Annotated in this window: 24 protein-coding genes; 7 read left to right on the top strand and 17 right to left on the bottom strand. The window is 43.1% G+C overall.

Annotation, left to right across the window (positions count from 1 at the left end):
- Positions 1 to 70: 70 nt before the first annotated feature.
- From HYN43_RS13795 to HYN43_RS13745, 11 genes are all read right to left on the bottom strand, one after another.
- Positions 71 to 976 (bottom strand): WD40 repeat domain-containing protein, encoded by a 906-nt coding sequence (locus HYN43_RS13795; protein ID WP_119409898.1) that lies wholly within the window; start codon positions 974 to 976, stop codon positions 71 to 73.
- Positions 977 to 1,103: 127 nt separating this feature from the next.
- On the bottom strand, positions 1,104 to 1,691 hold the full coding sequence (gene hisIE / locus HYN43_RS13790; protein ID WP_119409897.1) for a bifunctional phosphoribosyl-AMP cyclohydrolase/phosphoribosyl-ATP diphosphatase HisIE: 588 nt from the start codon (positions 1,689 to 1,691) through the stop codon (positions 1,104 to 1,106).
- A gap of 155 nt (positions 1,692 to 1,846) precedes the next feature.
- Positions 1,847 to 2,602, bottom strand: coding sequence for an imidazole glycerol phosphate synthase subunit HisF (hisF, locus tag HYN43_RS13785; RefSeq protein ID WP_119411237.1), 756 nt, complete (start codon positions 2,600 to 2,602; stop codon positions 1,847 to 1,849).
- A 206-nt stretch (positions 2,603 to 2,808) separates the two neighbouring features.
- Positions 2,809 to 3,558, bottom strand: a complete 750-nt coding sequence (locus HYN43_RS13780; protein ID WP_119409896.1) for a 1-(5-phosphoribosyl)-5-[(5-phosphoribosylamino)methylideneamino]imidazole-4-carboxamide isomerase — start codon at positions 3,556 to 3,558, stop codon at positions 2,809 to 2,811.
- Positions 3,559 to 3,563: 5 nt separating this feature from the next.
- Positions 3,564 to 4,154: an imidazole glycerol phosphate synthase subunit HisH gene (gene hisH / locus HYN43_RS13775; RefSeq protein ID WP_119409895.1), complete on the bottom strand. Its 591-nt coding sequence runs from the start codon at positions 4,152 to 4,154 to the stop codon at positions 3,564 to 3,566.
- A 156-nt stretch (positions 4,155 to 4,310) separates the two neighbouring features.
- Positions 4,311 to 5,453 (bottom strand): bifunctional histidinol-phosphatase/imidazoleglycerol-phosphate dehydratase HisB, encoded by a 1,143-nt coding sequence (hisB, locus tag HYN43_RS13770; protein ID WP_119409894.1) that lies wholly within the window; start codon positions 5,451 to 5,453, stop codon positions 4,311 to 4,313.
- 44 nt (positions 5,454 to 5,497) lie between these two features.
- Positions 5,498 to 6,544: a histidinol-phosphate transaminase gene (gene hisC, locus HYN43_RS13765; protein WP_119409893.1), complete on the bottom strand. Its 1,047-nt coding sequence runs from the start codon at positions 6,542 to 6,544 to the stop codon at positions 5,498 to 5,500.
- 120 nt (positions 6,545 to 6,664) lie between these two features.
- Positions 6,665 to 7,951: a histidinol dehydrogenase gene (gene hisD / locus HYN43_RS13760; RefSeq protein WP_119409892.1), complete on the bottom strand. Its 1,287-nt coding sequence runs from the start codon at positions 7,949 to 7,951 to the stop codon at positions 6,665 to 6,667.
- Between the two features lie 78 nt (positions 7,952 to 8,029).
- Entirely contained in the window at positions 8,030 to 8,881 is an 852-nt protein-coding gene (gene hisG / locus HYN43_RS13755) for an ATP phosphoribosyltransferase (protein WP_119409891.1), read from the bottom strand.
- Between the two features lie 698 nt (positions 8,882 to 9,579).
- Positions 9,580 to 11,097 carry a hypothetical protein gene (locus HYN43_RS13750; RefSeq protein ID WP_119409889.1) on the bottom strand — a complete coding sequence of 506 codons (1,518 nt, stop codon included), beginning with the start codon at positions 11,095 to 11,097 and terminating at the stop codon, positions 9,580 to 9,582.
- Between the two features lie 205 nt (positions 11,098 to 11,302).
- Positions 11,303 to 11,794, bottom strand: a complete 492-nt coding sequence (locus HYN43_RS13745) for a D-glycero-alpha-D-manno-heptose-1,7-bisphosphate 7-phosphatase (RefSeq protein WP_119409888.1) — start codon at positions 11,792 to 11,794, stop codon at positions 11,303 to 11,305.
- Between the two features lie 230 nt (positions 11,795 to 12,024).
- Between HYN43_RS13745 and HYN43_RS13740 the strand changes: the two genes are divergently transcribed.
- A complete protein-coding gene (locus HYN43_RS13740; RefSeq protein WP_112573541.1) occupies positions 12,025 to 12,354 on the top strand; it encodes a YbjQ family protein in 330 nt (109 codons plus the stop codon).
- Between the two features lie 118 nt (positions 12,355 to 12,472).
- Here the strand turns inward: HYN43_RS13740 and HYN43_RS13735 are convergent, their stop codons facing one another.
- A complete protein-coding gene (locus tag HYN43_RS13735; protein ID WP_119409887.1) occupies positions 12,473 to 12,670 on the bottom strand; it encodes a hypothetical protein in 198 nt (65 codons plus the stop codon).
- Positions 12,671 to 12,704: 34 nt separating this feature from the next.
- Positions 12,705 to 13,190, bottom strand: a complete 486-nt coding sequence (locus HYN43_RS13730; protein ID WP_162996464.1) for a hypothetical protein — start codon at positions 13,188 to 13,190, stop codon at positions 12,705 to 12,707.
- Between the two features lie 214 nt (positions 13,191 to 13,404).
- Here HYN43_RS13730 and HYN43_RS13725 point away from each other — a divergent pair, with 214 nt between their 5' ends.
- Positions 13,405 to 14,349 carry a hydroxypyruvate isomerase family protein gene (locus HYN43_RS13725; RefSeq protein WP_119409885.1) on the top strand — a complete coding sequence of 315 codons (945 nt, stop codon included), beginning with the start codon at positions 13,405 to 13,407 and terminating at the stop codon, positions 14,347 to 14,349.
- Here the strand turns inward: HYN43_RS13725 and HYN43_RS13720 are convergent.
- Positions 14,342 to 15,262, bottom strand: a complete 921-nt coding sequence (locus HYN43_RS13720; RefSeq protein ID WP_119409884.1) for a hypothetical protein — start codon at positions 15,260 to 15,262, stop codon at positions 14,342 to 14,344. The two genes, HYN43_RS13725 and HYN43_RS13720, sit on opposite strands and share 8 nt — an antisense overlap.
- 93 nt (positions 15,263 to 15,355) lie before the next feature.
- Between HYN43_RS13720 and HYN43_RS13715 the strand changes: the two genes are divergently transcribed.
- The 3 genes from HYN43_RS13715 to HYN43_RS13705 all read left to right on the top strand — a co-directional run bounded on the left by HYN43_RS13715 (position 15,356) and on the right by HYN43_RS13705 (position 17,427).
- Positions 15,356 to 16,507, top strand: coding sequence for a M28 family metallopeptidase (locus HYN43_RS13715; RefSeq protein ID WP_119411236.1), 1,152 nt, complete (start codon positions 15,356 to 15,358; stop codon positions 16,505 to 16,507).
- 14 nt (positions 16,508 to 16,521) lie between these two features.
- Positions 16,522 to 17,073, top strand: coding sequence for a GNAT family N-acetyltransferase (locus HYN43_RS13710; RefSeq protein WP_119409883.1), 552 nt, complete (start codon positions 16,522 to 16,524; stop codon positions 17,071 to 17,073).
- 138 nt (positions 17,074 to 17,211) lie between these two features.
- Complete coding sequence (locus tag HYN43_RS13705) at positions 17,212 to 17,427, top strand: hypothetical protein (RefSeq protein ID WP_119409882.1); 216 nt, start codon at positions 17,212 to 17,214, stop codon at positions 17,425 to 17,427.
- 196 nt (positions 17,428 to 17,623) lie between these two features.
- Here HYN43_RS13705 and HYN43_RS13700 read toward each other — a convergent pair whose 3' ends face one another.
- Positions 17,624 to 18,283 carry a YdeI/OmpD-associated family protein gene (locus HYN43_RS13700; protein ID WP_119409881.1) on the bottom strand — a complete coding sequence of 220 codons (660 nt, stop codon included), beginning with the start codon at positions 18,281 to 18,283 and terminating at the stop codon, positions 17,624 to 17,626.
- Positions 18,284 to 18,401: 118 nt separating this feature from the next.
- Here HYN43_RS13700 and HYN43_RS13695 point away from each other — a divergent pair, with 118 nt between their 5' ends.
- Positions 18,402 to 19,088 carry a GNAT family N-acetyltransferase gene (locus HYN43_RS13695; RefSeq protein WP_119411235.1) on the top strand — a complete coding sequence of 229 codons (687 nt, stop codon included), beginning with the start codon at positions 18,402 to 18,404 and terminating at the stop codon, positions 19,086 to 19,088.
- A gap of 65 nt (positions 19,089 to 19,153) precedes the next feature.
- Here HYN43_RS13695 and HYN43_RS13690 read toward each other — a convergent pair whose 3' ends face one another.
- On the bottom strand, positions 19,154 to 19,684 hold the full coding sequence (locus HYN43_RS13690; RefSeq protein ID WP_119411234.1) for an RNA methyltransferase: 531 nt from the start codon (positions 19,682 to 19,684) through the stop codon (positions 19,154 to 19,156).
- A 116-nt stretch (positions 19,685 to 19,800) separates the two neighbouring features.
- Entirely contained in the window at positions 19,801 to 20,967 is a 1,167-nt protein-coding gene (locus tag HYN43_RS13685) for a galactokinase (protein WP_119409880.1), read from the bottom strand.
- 137 nt (positions 20,968 to 21,104) lie between these two features.
- On the opposite strand from HYN43_RS13685, the gene HYN43_RS13680 reads away from it, so the two are divergent.
- The gene (locus HYN43_RS13680; RefSeq protein ID WP_119409879.1) at positions 21,105 to 21,395 is read left to right on the top strand and encodes a YciI family protein; all 291 of its coding nucleotides are present in this window, start codon (positions 21,105 to 21,107) and stop codon (positions 21,393 to 21,395) included.
- Positions 21,396 to 21,415: the final 20 nt, after the last annotated feature.

Raw genomic sequence — 21,415 nt, 5'->3', positions numbered from 1 at the left:
ATTAATCAACACCGAAAATCAAGCGCTAAATCAATTTATGTAGCTAAAAAAATAACCGATAAGTAATAAATCAGAAATCGATTTTCCAGTTAATGATATTTTTATCATCACTTACCGAAAGCAATTGTTCCGGCCCGTTCCAGGCCAATTTATTGATGGAAAGTGCATGGCTGGGATAGCCTTTTTCCCTGCTGATATTTTTGTAGAGTTTAAAATCGTCGGAACCCCAGATCTTGATGCTTTTATCCATACTGGCCGTAGCGAAATAAGGAAGGGTAGGGTGAAAAGCGATATGATTAACGGCAAACAGGTGCGCCGGGATATTTTTAATTTCCTGGTAAGTATTGCTATCCCATATTTTTACCTGCGCATCGCGTGCCCCGGTAGCCAGGTAAGCGCCATCGGGACTGTATGCTGTAGAAAAAACAGCCATGCTATGCCCGTGGAGGGCTTTAATGATGGTATAATCTTCCAGATCATAAATACCAATGTGATTATCGCGGCAGCCAAACGCAACCTGCTTTTGGTCGGGCGATACGGTAATACAGCGAACCGTATCTTTTGATACGGAAATGCTATGCACCATCTCCAAAGTTTTCAGGCTCCAGACTGATACGGTACCATCTTCGGAGGCTATGAGCAGTTCATCTTTTTTAACCGATGATTTGATGTCAAAAATAGCCTTGCGGTGATGTCTTAATGGCTTAAGTAATTTTTGCTGAATAAAATCAAATACCAAAACTTCGCCGCTGCGTAAACCTGCAAACATTAAAGGATAACCTTCCGGGCAATGAATGGCATAAATAGAGGCATTAACCGGAAACATCACCTTGATGAAAGAAAAATCCCTCAAACTCCACTCAACCAAACCTTTATCATTGCCGCCGGTAAACAATATTCCAGGCTTTTGCGATAGCTCAAGCGTAAATATCGGGTTAGCATGGCCTGTAAGTTCGGCTGTTTTTTGTACGATCATTGTTCAGTTTGCAGTTTTCTGTTGGCAGTTTGCTTATTCAGTTTGCAGTTATCTGTTGGCAGTTTGCAGTTTATATTTTTTCAAGAACTCTTCAACTGCCCACTGCCCACTAAAAACTGCCAACTGCCTAACGGTGTCTTGATTCTAAGTTCTTAGCGATAGTTTCTAACGATAAACCTTTTTCGCGAAGCAAAACTAATAAATGGAAAACAAGGTCTGATGCTTCGTTGATCAGATCGGTTTCTGTTTCGGCCAGGGCGGCTATAACTGTTTCAACGCCTTCTTCACCCACTTTTTGGGCTATTTTGTTTAAGCCTTTGTTGCGAAGCTTATTAACGTACGATCCTTCAACCGGGTTAGTGTACCTGTCGCCAATGATGTTTTCCAGCTCGAGGATAAAGTTTTGATTGTATTCGGTATTGAAGCAACTGCGCGAGCCGGTATGGCAGGTTGGGCCATCGGCTTTGGCTTTGATCAGCAGGGTATCGTTATCGCAATCAATGCTGATGCTTTTTACATGCAAAAAATTGTTGCTGGTTTCGCCTTTGGTCCACAGGCGGTTTTTTGAGCGCGAATAAAAAGTTACGATGTTTTCCTGAACGGTTTTATCGTAGGCTTCCTGGTTCATGTAACCCAGCATCAGTACTTCTAATGTTTGCTCGTCTTGTATGATCACGGGGACAAGTCCGCCGGTTTTTTCGAAATCTATGTTCATTATCAATTTCTTTTATGCTGTTCGAAGTCTCTGACTTCGAATTAGCTATGAATGTAGTTTGCAACTACATAAAATTACTGTAGTCGAAGACTACAGGCATAGTCGTCCGAAGTTGGAGACTTCGGACAGCGGACTTTTATCTTTAGAAATTAGTCTTAAATCCTAACCTCAATACTATTCCCCTTCAAAGTCCGCTTCAAATCAGGTATCAAAATCTCACCATAATGAAACACCGAAGCCGCCAAAGCAGCATCTACATTGGTTTTCTCAAACACATCAACAAAATGCTCAACTTTACCGGCACCGCCCGAAGCAATTACCGGGATATGAACGGCATCGTTAACAGTTTTTAACAAGCCATTATCGAAGCCACCTTTTGTACCGTCATGATCCATAGAAGTTAAAAGGATTTCACCAGCACCACGGCTTTCGGCTTCCAATATCCACTCCAGAGTTTCACGTTCAGTCGGCAGTCTGCCACCGTTTAGGTGAACAATGTTTTTGCCATCAATATGGCGAGTATCAACCGCAATCACTACAAACTGAACACCGAAAGCGGCCGCAAGTTCATCAATCAGTTTTGGGTTGCGTACTGCGGCAGAGTTGATTGAAATTTTATCTGCGCCGGCATTCAACAAAGCATCCGCATCAGCAATTTCGTTAATGCCACCGCCAATGGTGAAAGGAATATTGATTTGCCTTGCAACAGCCTTTACAAGCTCAACCATAGTTTTACGGCGTTCAACTGTCGCAGTAATATCCAGAAACACCAACTCATCAGCTCCTTGATTTGAGTAATTCCAGGCTAATTCAACCGGGTCTCCGGCATCGCGAAGGTCAACGAAGTTTACGCCTTTAACGGTTCTACCGTCCTTAACATCCAAACAAGGGATAATTCTTTTAGCAAGCATGGGCCAATTATACATCCGTCATTGCGAGTAACCATCAGGGGAAACCCTGAAAAAAAAACGTAATGACGTGTGAAAATCATATTTGATAATCAACTATTTACGATCACGTCATTGCAAGGAACGAAGCAATCGCGAACTGTACAGGGCGGACCTGCAAACCGGGGATTGCTTCGTTCCTCGCAATGACGTTTTTTAATAACTTTTATTTAGATAGATATTAAAGCATCCAAATTCCAATGCTTCACATCTTCAATGCTGATACGATTCTCATAGATGGCTTTTCCAACTACTACCGACTCCACTTTCAAACGGTTCAGTTTTTCAATATCACCCATTGAGCTTACACCGCCCGAAGCGATTAGCTTAATAAACGGCGAATGATCAAGCAGTTTTTCATACAGTTCGATACCAGCGCCGCCTAATTTGCCGTCTTTACCGATATCGGTACACAGGAAACGGAAAAAGCCTAAAGCAAGGCATTTATCAACGTAATCCATCAGTTTAATTGGCGAGCTTTCCATCCAGCCTGAGTATTTGATCACCTCGTCAAGCACGTCGATAGCTACTACTACCTGGTCGGAGCATTTTTCTTTTCCGCAAATTTCTTTGCTTAGTTCGGGCAGGAAGTTAGGGTTGGTGAGGGCTTGCGTACCTACAATAACGCGGTGAACACCGGCATCGATCAATTCTTTTACCTTTTCGATGCTGCGGATACCGCCGCCGTATTGCACCTTCATATCGGTTTTGCGGATCACATCAAACAGGTATTGCTGATTGCTGAAATCGTTTTTAGCACCGTTCAAATCAATAATATGAATGAAATTGGTGCCGTTGCTTTGGTAGCGCTCAATCATTTCTTCAAGGGTAACGTCGTATTCGGTTACCTGTCCATAGTCGCCTTCACGAAGGCGGACTACCTTCTTGTTCAAAATGTCGATAGCAGGAATAATGTACATATCCTTTATATTTTAGAAAAATTAGTTAACAATGTTTCGCCAAACTCGCCCGACTTTTCCGGGTGGAATTGTACGCCATAAAAATTATCAAGCCAAATTGATGCCGAAAACTGATTTCCGTAATCGGCAGCCAATAAAGTGTATGCTTTATCATACTCAATAAAGTATGAATGTACAAAGTAAAAGTGTGAACCCGACGGTATATTTTCAAAAAGCGGGTTCTCCTTTTCCGGAAACACCCGGTTCCAGCCTGTATGCGGCACCTTATGCTCGGCACTATCTTTAAACCTTAAAGTTTTAACCGGGATGATATCCAACAGGTCTGAATCGCCCTCTTCCGAGTAGGAAGTAAGCAGCTGCATACCCACGCAAATACCCAGTGTAGGCTTTTTTAAAGCTTTAATAGCAGGCACCAGGCCGGTTGCTTTAAGCTTGTTCATAGCCGCACCCGCATGCCCAACACCCGGAATGATGTAACGGTCGAACTTTTCCAGATCGGCCTCGCTGTTCACAAAGCCATAGGGGATGCCCAAACGCTCCAAAGCGGCTGTGAGGGAGAAAATGTTTCCGGCGCCGTATAGTATAATACCTATCATTTTTTTAAGATTAAAGATGTAGGGAATTAAGAATCAAGATGTCAAGAATCAGGAATCAAGAACGCTTTCATTAAATCTCTTGCCTCTTGATTTATTGTTTCCTGCTTCTGCCACTCTTTGTCTTGCCTCCTGATCTCTTGTGTCTTGCCTCTGGACTTACAAAAGTCCTTTAGTGCTTGGTAAAACCATCTTATCTACATCACGTTTTACGGCCATTTTTATTGCCTTGGCAAAGGCTTTAAATATAGCTTCAATTTTGTGATGTTCGTTCTGTCCTTCGGCTTTTATGTTCAGGTTGCTTTTTGAGGCATCGCTGAACGATTTGAAGAAGTGATAGAACATTTCGGTTGGTACGTCGCCAACTTTTTCGCGTTTAAAATCGGCTTCCCAAACTATCCAGTTACGTCCGCCAAAATCAATAGCTGCTTGCGCCAGGCAATCGTCCATTGGCAGGCAGAAACCGTAACGCTCAATACCCATTTTGTTACCTAATGCCGAGGCGAATATCTCGCCTAAAGCGATACCTGTATCTTCGATGGTGTGGTGCTCGTCGATATGCAGATCCCCTTTTGCAGTAATTTCAAGGTCGATGCTGCCGTGACGGGCTATCTGATCCAGCATGTGATCAAAAAAATGAAGACCCGTTGAGATCTTCGCATCGCCTTTACCGTCTAAATTGATTTTGATATGGATATCGGTTTCTTTAGTAGCACGGCGGTGCTCAAACACCCGTTGCCCAAGTTTTAAAAACTCATAAACCTTTTGCCAATCGGTAGTTTCGAGGGCGATCACATCATCAATATGATCCGCATCCGAAAACTCGCTGCCGCCAAGGTTGCTGTTGTTGTTAAGCCAGATGGCTTTAGCGTCGAGGTTTTTAGCCAACAGTACATCGTTTTTACGATCGCCAATAGTGAATGAGTTTTTCAGGTCGTATTTATTCTCGTCGAGGTATTGTGTAAGTAAGGCAGTTCCTGGCTTGCGGGTAGGGGCGTTGTCGCGGGCGAAAGTGCGGTCGATGATCTGATTGGCAAACGTTACGCCTTCGCCTTCAAAAGTTTGCAGGATAAAGTTATGCACCGGCCAAAAAGTATCTTCGGGGTAAACCGAAGTGCCGAGACCGTCCTGGTTGGTAACCATCACCAGCTCAAAATCAAGTTCTTTAGCTATTTTGGGCAGATAGGTTAACGCGCCGGGATAAAACGAAAGCTTGGCGAATGAGTCTATTTGCTCATCCGGCGTTTCATTGATCAGGGTGCCATCACGGTCTACAAATAATATTTTCTGTAAATTACTCATTGTATACAATTAGCGATTTTTGAGTTGTTGAATTAGCGATTTTTTTACTCAAAAGTTTTAAGGGTTTCGAGTAGGATAGTGTTCTCATCCGGTGTACCAATAGTGATCCTGAGGCAACCTTCGCAAAGCTCCACTTTTGAGCGGTTGCGCACAATGATGCCTTGTTTCACCAGGAAATCATAGATGCCGTTTGCATTGGTTGTTTTTACCAGTATAAAGTTGGCATCGGATGGGTAAATATCTACCACAAATTCCATGTCTTTCAGAGCGAGAACCAGCCTGTCGCGTTGCGCGAGGGTTTCTTTTATCCACTCATTCACCTGGTCAACATTGGCTAAAGCAGCTAAAGCCAGTTGTTGTGATGATTCGTTCACGTTGTAAGGCGGTTTTACCTTGTTCATCACTTCGATGATCTCTTCGCTGGCAAAGGCCATACCTACACGTAAACCAGCCAAGCCCCAGGCTTTCGATAGGGTTTGCATTACCACCAAATTGGAATATTCGGTTAGTTCCTGGATAAATGATTTTTGCCTGCTGAAGTTGATGTAAGCCTCGTCAACCACCACAATGCCCCTGAAATTGGCAAGCACGGTTTGAATATCATCGCGATTGATAGAATTACCTGTTGGGTTATTTGGTGAGCAGATAAAGATAAGCTTAGTGTTTTTGTCAACCGCTTCGGCAATGCCTTCTACGTTAAGCTGGTATTCTTCGGTAAGGTTTACTTTGCGGATCTCGATATCATTGATATTGGCTGATACCTCGTACATGCCATAAGTTGGCGGTACCAAAACCACGTTATCAACGCCGGGATTACAAAAGCTGCGGAACAGGATATCGATGGCTTCATCGCTTCCGTTACCTATAAAAATATTACGCGGCGGTACGCCTTTAATTTCGGTAATGCGTTTTTTTAGATCGTACTGCAATGGATCGGGATAGCGGTTAAACTGCTGATCTAAGGGGGATCCAAACGCGTTTTCATTAGCATCTAAAAAAACGCTGGCTTCGCCCTGGTATTCATCACGTGCGGATGAATAGGGTACAAGGCGTTTTATATTTTCTCTGAGTATATTATTAATGTCGAACATTGGTGTTTTCTTTTCTTCTCGTCATTGCGAGGAACGAAGCAATCCCCGATTAGCCGAGGAACCATGCAAGTCCGCCCTGTAAGTTGGGGATTGCTTCGTTCCTCGCAATGACGTTTTTATTTAATTGTTTATTCTCACACTTACCGCATTCCTATGCGCATGCAAACCTTCCAGTTCTGCCAAAACCTCAACCGTATGGCCAATATTGCCAATCCCTTCGCGGGTGATATGCTGAAACGTGATCTTCTTTACAAACGAATCAACCGATACGCCCGAATAAGCTCTCGCATAACTACTGGTTGGCAAGGTATGATTGGTGCCTGATGCATAATCGCCCGCACTCTCGGGGGTAAGGTTCCCTAAAAATACCGAACCCGCGTTTATGATGCTGCCGGTTATCTGCTCCCAGCTTTCGGTAGCTAATATCAAATGCTCCGGCGCATATTGGTTGCTGAAACTCATGGCCTCGGCAAGGCTATCGGTAATTACCACGTATGAGTTATCGATGGCCAGTTTGGCAATCTCGGCACGGGGCAAAACAGGTAATTGTTTTTCAACTTCGACAATAGCCTTTTCAGCAATCTCTGCCGATGTACAAACCAAAACAGCCTGGCTATCAATGCCATGCTCGGCCTGCGCCAACAAGTCGGCAGCTATATAAGCCGGTACCGCGCTATCATCAGCAATAACCAACACCTCCGACGGGCCGGCAGGCATATCAATAGCCGTTGTAGTGGTAGACTGAATAATGGTTTTAGCCTTGGTTACAAACTGGTTGCCCGGGCCAAAGATCTTATCAACCTTAGGGATGCTCGCTGTACCATAAGCCATAGCGGCCACAGCCTGCGAACCACCAGCGAGGTAAATCTTATCAATATTCAGCATCAAAGCAACAGAAGCTATGAAAGCGTTAACCTTACCATTTTTTTGCGGCGGCGAACAAACCACTATCTCATGGCAACCCGCAATACGTGCCGGAATACCCAGCATCAAAAACGTACTCGGTAAAACAGCAGAGCCACCGGGAATATACAAGCCAACCTTTTCAATCGGCCTTAATTCGCGCCAGCAGGTTACGCCGGGCATGGTTTCAACCTTGTCTTCGGTTTTTAGTTGCGTTTGATGGAATTTGTAGATGTTGCTGTAAGCAGTTTCCAAAGCCGCTTTCTGATCGGCAGATATTGCCTGGGCAATCTCCTCCAGTTCGGCTTTTTCAAGGTAAAGTTTGTTCAGTTCTACCTTATCAAACTTCAAAGCATAATCAAGCAAAGCGCTATCGCCGTGCTGTTGTACGTTGGCAATTACGTCTTCAACAATAGTCCGGATCTCGTTGGCCGGGTCAACATTGCGCTGAACCAGCTTTTGGATTTCGGCAGATGATAGTTCTGAATAATTGTATGTTTTCATTCCAGTTTGCAGTTATTGGTTTACAGTTTGCAGTTAGGACAATTTACTTGATGCAAACTGCCAACTGCCCACCGCCAACTAAAGAATTATCTTCTCAATAGGCATTACCACAATGCCCTGCGCGCCGGCCTGTTTAAGCTGGCTGATGCGATCCCAAAAATCGCGCTCGGGGATCACGGTGTGTACGGCTACCCAGCCTTCTTCGGCCAGTGGCACTACCGATGGGCTTTTTACGCCCGGCAATAACGCGGTGACAGCTTCGAGATTTACTTTTTCAACGTTAAGTACCACATATTTAGTCTCTTTGGCGCGTAATACCGATTGCACACGCTGAATCAGTTCCTGAACCAAATCGCTTTCTGCTATCTCCTTGCTGCCAATCAGCACAGCTTCTGATGACATTACATCGGCAAAAGGTTTCAACCCGTTGCTTTTCAGCGTACCGCCGGTTGATACCAAATCGCAGATTGCATCGCTCAAACCTAAGCCTGGAGAAATCTCAACGGAGCCTGAAATGGTGCGGATATCTGAAGTAATGTTTTGTTCTTTTAAAAATTTGCCGAGGATGGCAGGGTAGGTGGTAGCTATGGCTTTGCCGTTTAAATCGGCCAGTGTGTTAATATTGCTGCTGTTTGGTACCGCTATTTTTAACGAGCATTTACCAAACCCGAGGCGTTGCAGGTAGCTTACTTCAACTTCGGTTTCCTGGATCACATTTTCGCCAACTATGCCCAGATCAGCAATGCCATCCTGCACATATTCAGGGATATCATCATCGCGAAGGAAAAGAATTTCTAAAGGGAAATTTGATACCGGCGAGATCAGCGAGCTTTTGTAATTTTCGAAGTTTAAGCCGCAATTTTTTAACAATTCAACAGATTTTTCGTTGAGTCTACCCGATTTTTGGATAGCTATTTTAAGTGTTTTCAAAAGATTGAATTTAAGAGACTATGATAAAAAAGAGTATAAACGGAGGTTGTTATTTCGCGTAGAAACATACATATTAGCTGATCACCACATGGTGGTGATGCAGATGAAGATGATGTAGTGCGATACCGTTCATTTTTTATATAGTAAAACTATAGATTAGCAGCGCAAATATAGACAGTTGTTTTTTAAATCAAAATTTAATGTGAAAAAGTAGGCGAGGGGATAAAATTTTAGGGAAGTTTTGCCGGGAACAGGGCCGGGTTTTAGAATTTTATTTTGTCTGAACCGGGATTTGGGGGGATTTGTAGGATGGGCAGGATGCTAAGTAAAACAACTAATCTCTATTCTCCAATCACTAATCTCTAAATTCAGGGCGTTGCCTGCGGCCGGGCTTTACGCTCATACTGCACGAGGCATTAGCCACAAGGCCGGTATCCGCTCCAATCCCTAACGTGGCCCTCGCACATTGTCTTTTGCCGTTGTTGGTGTTGTCACCAACAACTCTACGCTATGCATGCGGCCTTAATGTTTTATAAAGAGATTAGGGTGCTAAAGTTGTTGGTGACAACACCAACAACGGCGGGGAGGTACGAAGCAATCCCCGACTTTACAGGGAGGATTTGCTTGGCCGCTCTGCTTGTTGGGGATTGCTTCGTACCTCGCAATGACGTTGGGTATAAAATGCTAAATCCCAAAAATCACGGTTCCATATACTCATAAATCCCACCTTCTTCGCCAAAATCTTTAATCAACTTCAACTTCTTAACCTTCTGAATATCCTTCAAATTAATCAACTCCGGGTTTTCGAGCACGTTAAACCATATGAGGTAGTAATGCTTCCCCTGGTAAAACTTGTCGATATCTTTTGTAAAGAAACGATGGGGGACAAGATATGATGATAGCCCTGAGAAGAAATAAACCGCCTCGTGCGCGTCGGTATAAATTTTAACGCCGGGTTTAAAAAGGCTTTTATCACCGCTGCGCAGGTAAATGGCAAATTCTGAGTCGATCCAGCTTTCGTCGGTAAAGCCGGGGTTGCCGTACTCATCGGCTACCTGGTCGGCGTAGCGGGCTTTGTCAATCAAAAATTCGCTGGTGATAAAGCCGAGCATCATTACCGTCATTACCGCGCCAACAACACGGCGGGTTGTAGTGCTTTTTATTTTTCTGAGCACCAGCAATGCCCAACTTGTATAACCCCACAAAGCGGTAATAAACAGTGGTGACAGCAGACGGTGGTTAATCCGTTCGTACCTCGAAAAGGTGGATGAAAGCACAATAAACGCTCCGTAAACCAGCGCGAATGTAATGGCCAGGTTCTCAAATCTATCTACCCTCCGATGGTAATAATTGTAAACCAGCGCGGCTATAAATCCGAGGAAAATAATGATGGCCAATGGTGTAGCAGCCCAATACTGGTTGGATGTAAGGCCCATCCAATCGCACATCACGGTGCCAAAATAATACAGATTTTTGCTGAACGGCGTTATTGAAGGCTCCCGCGGACCGGTAGTTGTACCAGTTATAAAAGCGTTGAATACTAAATTGCCAACTAATAGCGATATACAGATAACCCCGTAAAGTAAAATATGCCCTATCTTCTTTTTTAAAGGCAGCACCCTATCCAACAATAAAAGCAAACCGCCGGTGCCCACAATAGTAACCGCCGCATAACGGGTGATACAACTTACAGCAGCTATTAAAGCGGCGATAACCAGCGCCTTAATGGTATGTGTTAACAGGTATCGCCTTAAAGCCACCAGGAAAAACAAAATCTCGAGAATAAACAACGTCTCCGACCATAAGTACGAATACACCTGCAACAAAGGCGGACTTAATAAAATAGCTACCAATATCAGGCATTTATAAACCCTCGATGCCGGTACAAAACGTTCTGTGATCCACCCGCTGGTAAATATCAGCGTAGCGAACATAATGCCGTTAAGCACAGCACCAAATTTAACCGGATCTACCTGGGTAATTATCGAAATAATACCAAGATAAACCGGGTAAAAAACCGGAAAATCAACAATGGGTACATGGTTAAAAGTGAGCAGATTACCATGCGTTTTCAAACTATGCGCCGCGCTGGTGTACATAATACTATCCGGCGAGATCCCCACACCGCTATACCTGAAAAACAAACTCAAAACAAACCAACCTATCAAGGCGGCTAATACAGAATCGAGGTTTTTAAGGTAACGGCTTTTTTGCATAGGATAATATAAATATTGGTAAAAAGCAGGAGAGAGGAAAATGTTTTAGGTAGAGCTGCTTATTTTATGCAGCTTTCTTATAAAACCGTCATTGCGAGGTACGAAGCAATCCCCGATAAGCAGAGCGAATGTGCAAATCGGCCCTGTATAGTTTGGGATTGCTTCGTACCTCGCAATGACGTGGTTAGTATATGTTAGCGTCTACTTACGCTATCTGATCCAAAACAGTACTGATAGGCTGATCACTATCAATCAAAATACCTTTAATCCCTGCGGCTGTACCTGCCTCAACGTCGCGTTCACGATCGCCGATGAAATATGATTTTGATGAATCGATGTTATATTTTTCGATGCCTTGCAGCAGCAGGCCCGGCTTCGGTTTGCGGCAATCGCAATCGCCGGTAAAGTTGGGGTGGTGCGGGCAGTAAAAAAAGTCGGTTATTTCAACGCCATGGTCCTGGTAAACCTGTTTTAAGTGATTGTGCATTTTGGCAAGTTCTTCTTCGGTATACCAGCCTTTGGCTAAGCCGCCCTGGTTTGTGGCAACCAGCAGCATATAACCACGATCCTGTAAAGTTTTCAGGGCATCGAAGTTGTCCAATACTTTGAAATCCTCAAAACGACGGATGTAATCGCCCATTTCATGATTCAACACACCATCACGATCTAAAAAAACAGCTTTAATTTTATCAGGCATCTATTGTAAATTTTTCGGCAAAGGTACGGTTTTGGGTTCATAATTGATGAGGTATAGTTCATGGATCATAGTTGATGGTTCATGGCTGGTTTTTTTGATAACAATAATGAAAAATCCCGAAAATCTTTTAATCCCCCCAAATCAAGGTTCAGACAAAAAAATAAAAACAGATATTTACGTAATATCGTTAACCTTAAGTCATCTAAATTAAAATCACTCAATAAACTAAAATGGATACATCACTTATTACAACAAGCACATCATTAGAAGGGTACAAAGTTACCCGTCATTTAGGCGTTGTGCGCGGTATTACCGTACGCAGCCGCAGTGCGCTGGGCAACATTGCAGGCGGCTTTCAGTCGCTTTTTGGCGGCAGGCTTTCTATTTATGTGGAGCTTTGCGAAAATGCGCGTGAGGAGGCTTACCAGCTTTTAATTCAACATGCGCAGGCCATCGGCGCCAACGGCATTATTAACATGCGTTACGATGCCAACGAGGTAATGCAGGGCATTACCGAGGTGCTGGCCTATGGTACGGCAGTTGTTGTTGAAAAAATTTAATATAAACAAATACGGGGCTTAATTAAGCCCCGTATTTGTTTCATGTATTTCGAATCGGATTTTACCGCTCTTCAATCATCTATACCGACTAAATAAGTTGAGGTATCTTAACCTGCTGTTATTTAAAGTAAGATAACGGTATGGTTTTCCACATGCCGTGTGCCAGGTGACCTATCAGTAACTCGTAAATAAGATAAACCGGCCAGAATATGTAATGAATAATCAGTAATATAATACTGTGGTTATAGTACCAGCTTATCATCAGGGTATATAAACCTAAAACAAGGTATAATATGCTGGTTTCGCGTTCTTTCATTTTTCTTAGCTTTTTTACTCAGCTAATTTATCAATTACTTGCAATTTTTCATGTTGTAAATTACGCTGTAACCGGCGGTGTTATCAGTTTTGGGTTTGCCTGTTTCGCCATCGTATTTATAAGGCTTTTGTGCCAGCTGGTTTCCGCGCAACTGAAACTCAACGCTTAGCGTGTCTGAACTTCCTTCCTGCCCGTAGGTCCACAGGGCATTAATCACGTTGCCGTTCAAATTGCCCATCAAGGTGCCTTTGCGGGCATCTTTTTCTTTGGGCAGCCAGTCCATATCACCGGTAACTTTGTTGCCATTAATGTGCAGGTTTACTTTGGTTGTATCCTGCGATGCAGTACCCTCGGTGGTGTAAAAACAGTATTCCATGTTAACGGCCGGTGCATCTGGCGCGTTGGCGATGGCTGTATCACTTTTGCTAAGTGTTGTATCACCATTTTTGTTGCCGCTATTGCCCGAGCAGGAGGCTACAGCAAGCGCAATAAAAGAAATAAGGCCTAATTGAAATTTCATAAATGTATTTTTTGCTTTATCTGTTATGACAAACAAAGTAGCAAAAGGTTAGGCAGATTATGCGTTATGGCATAAATATTTTACAGTAAAAGTAGAGGAGCGGGCTAATGTTTACCTGCTAACTTTATTTCTGTGTCAAAAACTAATGTTGCTAAGTTGACCCTAAACCAATCAATCCTGCTATATTTAACCCGCAAACCAATCAAAAAACCTCATGAAACGCAGAAACTTTGTTCAAAGCTCGGTGCTGGCAGGCGCATCATTACTTACCACCGGTGTTTTAAAAGCCGCTACCTTAGCCGGCTGCGCCGATAACGATAAAAATGCTGCTGCTATAGCGGGCGACAAACCTTTTAACCTAAACTATGGCATTCATGATGGCATGTTTAAAAACCATGCCGGCGATGACTTTATCGACCAGATAAAATTTGCTTACGACAAAGGCTTCCGTGCCATTGAAGATAACGGCATGAGCGGTCGCCCGGTTGATCAGCAGAAAAAAATAGGCGAAACCTTAGCCAAACTGGGTATGGCAATGGGGGTATTTGTGCAGCCTGGCTTGGGCAATGACAGCAATATGCTGGCCACCGGCAAAGCCGATCAGGTTGAAAAATTTATAGCATCATGCAAACAAGCCGTTGAAATAGCAAAACGTATTGGCAGCAAACTGGTTACCGTTGTTCCCGGCGATTTTGTGCGTAATTTGCCCATCGGCGTACAAACCGGCAACGTGATCGAGGCCATTAAAAAAGGTACCGCTGTATTAGAGCCTCATGGTATCATTATGGTTTTAGAGCCATTAAGTGATAACCCCGACCTGTTTTTGCGTACACCGGATCAGGCTTATGCTATTTGTAAAGCGGTTGGCAGCCCATCGTGCAAAATATTGTATGATATGTACCACGTGCAACGTAACCAGGGCAATATTATTCCAACGTTAGATTTAGTGTTTGACGAGATTGGTTATTACCAGATAGGCGATAACCCCGGCCGTAAAGAACCCGGTACCGGCGAGGTTAATTATAAAAACATTTTTAAGCACATTTATAACAAAGGCTACAAAGGTGTAATGGGCATGGAGCATGGCACTGCGGGCGCAGGTAAGGAGGGAGAATTGGCGCTGATTAAAGCTTATCGCGAGGCGGATAGCTTTATGTAAGGGGCAATTTGCTTTTCAGTTGCTTACCAATATCGATAAAGCTTTTATGATTTAAAGGAAACTCCAGGATCACATGGGCCAGGCTCAATATAAAAAGCCATTTAATACCCAATTGGTAATTGTAGAAGTATAAGGTTACCGATGCTATCCAGATTAACACAATTACTAATGCTGTTGCTTTGCCAACTCGGTGCCAGTTAATCACTTTGGTTTTGCTAAACCAGTTGATGTAATGGTAGGTATAGGCAAAGGCGATTATTCGCGTTAAAATAATACTCGCCCTATTAGCGTATATATCGATGCTTTGATTGCGGAGGGTTGTAGTATTGATATGTGCGAAGTATTTATAGCCATCAGTAGCCCATTGGGCAGGTTGATGATGAGTATCGGTAAATAGAACGTTTAAAAGCACTGGGCAAATCAAAAACACGGCGAAAGCCACGTAACCGGAAAAACTTTTATCTTTCAAAGTGCCCAACAACAGGAATGCCCCGGTAAAAATATACACATGAATTAGGGTTGGGATATATAAGCCAAATATAGTTCGTAACAGGTTATTGCTGAGCAGGAAGTAACCCATTAATACCCATAATGTAAAATACAATACCCGGTATAGTATTTTGTTAATACTTAATAAGATGAACGAGAGGCCGAACGTATAGTATACCAGGTTGGCCGTTGGGAGTTTAAGCAGTATACAAGCCGCCACAACTGTAGCTATTAACAAATAATCGTGCTTTTTTAGAGTGAAAAATTGCCGGCTGTTTAACCACGATATTTCCGTGAGATAATGCAGCGGGCCAAGTATAGCATATGAAAGCAGCACCAACTCGAAGGGAATGAACATTGCAAGTACCGCCGAGGCCAGCATGGCTATAATATTTAAATAATTGATGCGGGTAATTGCAGCCATTGATATATGAGGTAAACCCTGTACGAGTTTGCACCGTTGCGCAAAACTAAAATCAACGGCAATGTACACAATCCAAATACTTATTTTTATCGGATGAAACTTAAACTTATCATCCCATTTCTGTTCCTTGCAAATATCGTTTCGGCACAAGATACCGTGTTTGCCCGCAAAATGGTAGATACGCTTACCTCACCCTATTTCTGGGGCAGAGGATATACTAAAGACGGGGTTCATAAAGCCGCAGATTTTTTAGCCGCGCAATTTAAAAGCTACGGTGTTAAACCAATGGATGGTAAGAGCTATATACAACCGTTTAGCTATCCTGTAAATACCTTCCCTGGTAAAATGGAGCTGGCTATCAATGGTGTACAACTTTTGCCCGGAAAAGATTTTATCGTTTCGCCGGATAGCAGGGGCGTAACAGCTACGGGGCAGTTGATTAAAAAGGACAGTACCCATTTTATCGATCAGCAAAACAGGATCATTGTTTCGTTGGAGAATAAGCTTACCTGGTCGGCCGAGGGGCAGGCGTTGGATTATACGGTGATACAGGTAGATAAAAAAGCTTTGAAAGAAGTTCCCGTAGCTATTAAAGTGGATATTGAAAACAAATTAGTCCCTGATTTTAAAACGGCGAATATCTGCGCGATAGTAAAAGGCACTTCCAAAACCGATTCGGTAATTGTTATCACCGCTCATTATGATCATTTGGGCGGCATGGGCAATAAAACCTATTTCCCGGGCGCTAATGATAACGCCAGCGGGATCTCTGAACTGATGGGGCTTGCCCGTTACTATGCCAAACATCCGCTGCTATACAGTGTGGCATTTATTTGTTTTTCGGGAGAGGAGGCCGGTTTGCTGGGTTCAAAATATTTTACGCAAAACCCGCTTATCCCGCTTAAAAATATCCGCTTCCTGGTTAATCTCGATTTGAATGGTACCGGCATTGATGGTATCACGGTGGTTAATGCCACAGTTTATCCCGTGGAGTTTGCTGCTATACAACAGATTAATAAGGAAAATAACTATTTTGTGAAAGTGGCTTCGCGCGGTAAGGCTGCCAACAGCGATCATTATTTGTTTACCGAGCAAGGTGTGCCTGCTTTTTTTATTTACACATTGGGTGGCATCAAAGCTTATCACGATGTTTTTGATATCAGCAAAACACTGCCGCTAAATAAATATGTTGAACTTTTTAACCTGATTTTGAAATTTAACCGTAGCGTTGCCGGCGCTAAATAAGCTCATTTCAATTTATGCTATCTCCCAACTTTAACCCTTTTCCGGTTTTAACTACCGAACGGTTGATATTACGCCGTTTTACGCACAACGATGCCGCCGATCTGTTCGAAATGCGATCAAACGAAGAGGTGATGAAATACATTGCCCGGCCTATATGCAAAACCATTGATGATGCCGTGGCGCTTATTGATGTTATTGATAAATTGCTTGATGGTAACGATGGGATAACATGGTGTATCTGTTTGAAAAACAGTGATAAATATATAGGCAGTATAGGTTTTTGGCGGATAGAAAAGCACAACCACCGTGCCGAGATAGGTTACCTTTTAAACCCGGCCTACCAGGGTCATGGACTGATGCAGGAGGCTGTGGAAGTAACTATCAGGTATGCGTTTAATGATCTCGGTTTACACTCGATACAGGCTAATGTTGAGCCCGAAAATATAGCTTCCATTAACCTGTTATTAAAAAATAACTTTGCACAGGAGGCTTATTTTAAGGAAGATCATATGCATAATGGGCGCTTTGCCGATACGGTGATCTTTTCGTTATTAACACAAACTTAAATCTGTTAACAAATTATTTATGCCGGGTATTTTGAATTAAAAAAAAATAGTGCATGTTTACACATAAAACCAATTATACCTGTGCTGAAAACAATTCAGTTTAAATGGGGTTAACATTAAAAATAAAAGAAACTTATCATGGCAACAGAAAAAGGAAGCGGTATTACCGCGTATTCAGTAAAAACAAAAACTAAAAATGTACCTATGATCAACCCGGTTATCGATGTAAAATCGGGCAGATACATCGCTACGGGTACCGACAGCGAGGGTAACAAAATGGCTGCCATTATGGGCAAAGCTGCTGCCGAAGAACATATCAAAAATGGCAACGCTAAAAAAGGCTCAGGCTGGTAAGAAATACTGTTGAAATGAAAACGCCCTGTGTTGATAAGCACGGGGCGTTTTTGGTTTTATAAGGGCGGTGTTTTTTAGTTTGAGATTTTTAGGCACGCGAAGGCGCGAAGACGCAAAGGTTTTTTGTGGATGTTGGAGATTTTTAAGTACGCAAAAGAAATAAGACCTAATCTCTGTTCTCTAATCACTGATCTCTTTACTTATCCGATGGATTTTTCTTTTTATTCTGCAGCATCTCTACCATTTTCGCCAGCCTGTCTTGCTTAGTTTTTTCCTGTTTTGCTGTTAGTATCCAAAGTACGTATTCTTTTTTGTGGCTGTAAGCCAGCGATTGGAAATAATTTAAGGTTTCAGGATATTGCTCAAGTGCTTCTTTGATATAATCGGGCAGGGTGACTACTTTACTCTCCACATCAATATACGCCCCAAACTCATTGTTCTTAACAGCTTCATTTCGGCCTTCAGATACTTTTACAACTTCAACCGGTTTAAAACGGAGGGCTGTCCATACCTCATTAATCGCTGCCGAAGCTACGGGCCGCAGGCCGTATTGCGCGGGGGCATCCCAACTGCTCATCATTTCGAGGTCGGTTTCAATGCCCGAATTTTTTTTGGGGTAGATGATCCAGAAAACGGTATCAGGTTTTAATAAAGGGGTAATTATCTGAAGCTCGGATGCCAACACGCTGCTGTTGGTTACAAACAGTTGAATGCCGTTAAACACGCCATCCACATTAAAACTGATTTCGACACCCTCCGGAAGCGGGTTAAGGCTGTCAGGATAATTTGCCGGGGCGTTTTGCAATAGCCAGTGCGAATTTGGCTTCATCTGTAGTTTTTTGGCAAGGGCGTTCATCGTAAAAGTTTATAATGGATACAGCTAATGTAAGCAATAAATTAAAATAGCATGACAAGCTTTAATGATGCTGTTGCCCGTTTTTTATAGTTTTGCCGCAACCAATCCCCATAAAATAATGGATCACGTACTTGATAACCCCGCCTGGAATGCCCTCGAAACAGGAAATAAAGCATTTGCAGGAGGAAATGATATAGCGCGCTATTTCCCTAAAGAGGTTTCGCCCTTTGTAGCCTTAAACAAAACATCAGCCGAAAATTTCGATCTGCTTTTCAATACTATTCCTTTCGAAAGCTACTTTATATTTATTGCTCCGCATGATATTGAGATACCTGCCCCATGGGAGACGCTTGCTTATTTAAAATGCCTCCAGATGGTTTTAGATGATAATGCCGCCGCCGATGTTGACGATGCTGATCTTGTTCCGCTTACCGATCAGCATATTCCGCAGATGCTTGAGCTTACTAAACTAACAAACCCGGGTCCTTTCGCCGAACGCACTATCGATTTTGGACACTACCGCGGCATTTTTGATGGTGATAAACTGGTTGCCATGGCCGGGCAACGCCTAAACCCAAAACCTTATGCCGAGATCAGCGCCGTTTGTACCCATCCCGATTACCTTGGGCGTGGCTATGCCGGTAAACTACTGCTTAACCAGGCACGCCGCATCCGCCAGGCAGGCGAAATTCCTTTTTTGCATGTAAAGGCCGAAAATGAACGGGCTATCAGGGTTTATGAAAAGCTGGGTTTTGTAACAAGAAAGGAAATGTCATTTTATGTGTTGAGGAAGGGCGCTCTCTAAATGCCGTAATCCTTTGTTAACGCAAATAATTTAAGCCCTCCCTACCGGGAGGGTTTGGGTGGGGCTCATATCGCCATCTTGGCAAAAAAATCCCAAAGCACAATCCCTGCCGATACTACAATGTTAAACGAGTGTTTGGTACCGAACTGTGGGATTTCGATACATTCATCAATAACCTGCATCACTTCGTCGCTTACGCCATTTACTTCGTTGCCAAAAATAAGGGCATATTTGCCATCATCGGCAGGTTTAAATTGGTGAAGCATGGTGCTGTTTTCGGCTTGCTCAATGGCTATGATCCGGTAGCCTTCTTTACGTAATTGCTCAACGGCCTGTAACGGGGTTTCGTAATAGGTCCAGTTAACGGATTGGGTTGCGCCGAGGGCAGTTTTTTCAATTTCGCGATGAGGGGGTTGTGCGGTGATGCCGCAAAGACAGATCTGCTCGACAGCAAAGCCATCTGATGTACGGAAGATAGAGCCGATGTTGTGCATGCTGCGCACATTATCCAAAACCACAGCTACCGGTAGCTTATCCTGTGCCTTAAACTCATCAACCGTAGCCCGGTTCAGCTCATCTAATTTTAATTTGCGCATCGTTTTTGGGTTCATGGTTGATAGATCATGGTTCATAGCTGTTACAGTTTGTAAATGGGCCATGAACCATGATCTATCAACTATTAACCAATGGCAAAAATATTAAATATCTGCTATTAATTTAGCACCGAGGCTAAAACGCCTACACCATCGCCTATCAGTGAGCTGTAAACAGATGGCGCATAGCCGATTTTTTGGGTATAGTATTCAGTAACTTCTTCGCTGAATTTTTCGAAAGCGTCACCTTTTACCAGGGCAATGGCGCAACCGCCGAAACCTGCACCTGTCATGCGGGCACCGGCCACATCGGGGTTGGTTTTGCTGTATTCGGCAACGGTATCAAGCTCAATGCCGCTTACCTCATACAGGTCGCGCAATGAATCGTGCGATGCGTACATCAGTTTGCCAAATTCGGCAAGGTTGTTTGCGGCAAGTGCTTTTGCTGCCAGTTTTACACGATCATTCTCTTCAATAACGTGTTTGGCACGTTTTAATACAACCGGTTCGGTTATCAGGTATTTGTATTGCTCAAACGTGGCACTGTTTATTTCGCAAAGGTATTTGATATCCAGTTGCTGTTGTAACTCTGCTAAAGCTGTCTGGCATTCCTGCACACGCTCGTTATATTTTGATTCGGCCAGTTTGCGGGGTTTGTTGGTGTTGATAATAGCCAGTACATATTCGCCCAGGTTACTGTCTACAGCTTCGTAATCCAACGTATCGCAGTTAAGCATCAGGGCTTTATTTTTCTCGCCGAAGGCAACGGCAAACTGATCCATAATACCGCAGTTAACGCCTATAAAGTTGTTCTCTACGTCTTTAGATAACTTTACCAGATCCAGCTTGCTGTAGCCGCTATTAAACAGGTCGTTCAGCGCGTATGAGGTAACCACCTCAATTGATGCTGATGACGACAGGCCCGAACCGATAGGAATATCGCCATAAAAAAGCATATCCAAACCTTTTACCGGGTGACCGTCCTTAACAAAGCGATCAATTACACCAATAGGAAAATTAAACCAGTTCTCGCCTGTTTTTTCATAATTGAGTTGCAGAGGAATATCCAGTTGTTCGCTAAAATTCAAACTTCTGAAACGGAAAATACCGTCTTCATTTGGCGAGGTTAGCAAATAGGTACCAAAGGTAATGGCACATGGCATTACCAAACCGCCATTGTAATCAATATGCTCGCCTATGAGGTTTACACGGCCGGGTGAAAAGTACGCGTTATCTGCTTCTTTGTTAAAGATTTTAATAAATTCCTGGTGCAAATTATTCTTCATTATTCAGGTTGGTTTTCGGAAAACAAATATTGTAAAAATTGTCAACTTTACAGTTATAAATATTAATTTAATTTTTAATTTATTTTAACAAGCAGTTTGCAGATATTGGCAACTGTTAATCAATTAAAAACTTACCCATGAAACAATACCTTGTAACCGCCTATGATTATACCGATGCCGAAGCTTTTAACAGACGTATGGCCGCCCGTCCGCATCATGTTGATGGTGCTAAGGCGCTAAAAGCAAGCGGTAATTTTGTTGTTGGCGGTGCCATGCTGAATGATGAAGGCAAAATGATAGGCTCGACTATGATTGTGCAATTTGAAACCGATGAGGAGATGGAAGCCTGGAAACAAAACGATCCTTATATTACCCAAAAAGTGTGGGAAAGTGTTGATGTGAAGCCGTTTAAAGTGGCAGACGTTTAATACAGTTGGCAGTTTTGGGT

This window comes from Mucilaginibacter celer (assembly GCF_003576455.2).
Classification (GTDB): domain Bacteria; phylum Bacteroidota; class Bacteroidia; order Sphingobacteriales; family Sphingobacteriaceae; genus Mucilaginibacter; species Mucilaginibacter celer.
This window is presented reverse-complemented; position numbering and strand designations above follow the sequence as displayed.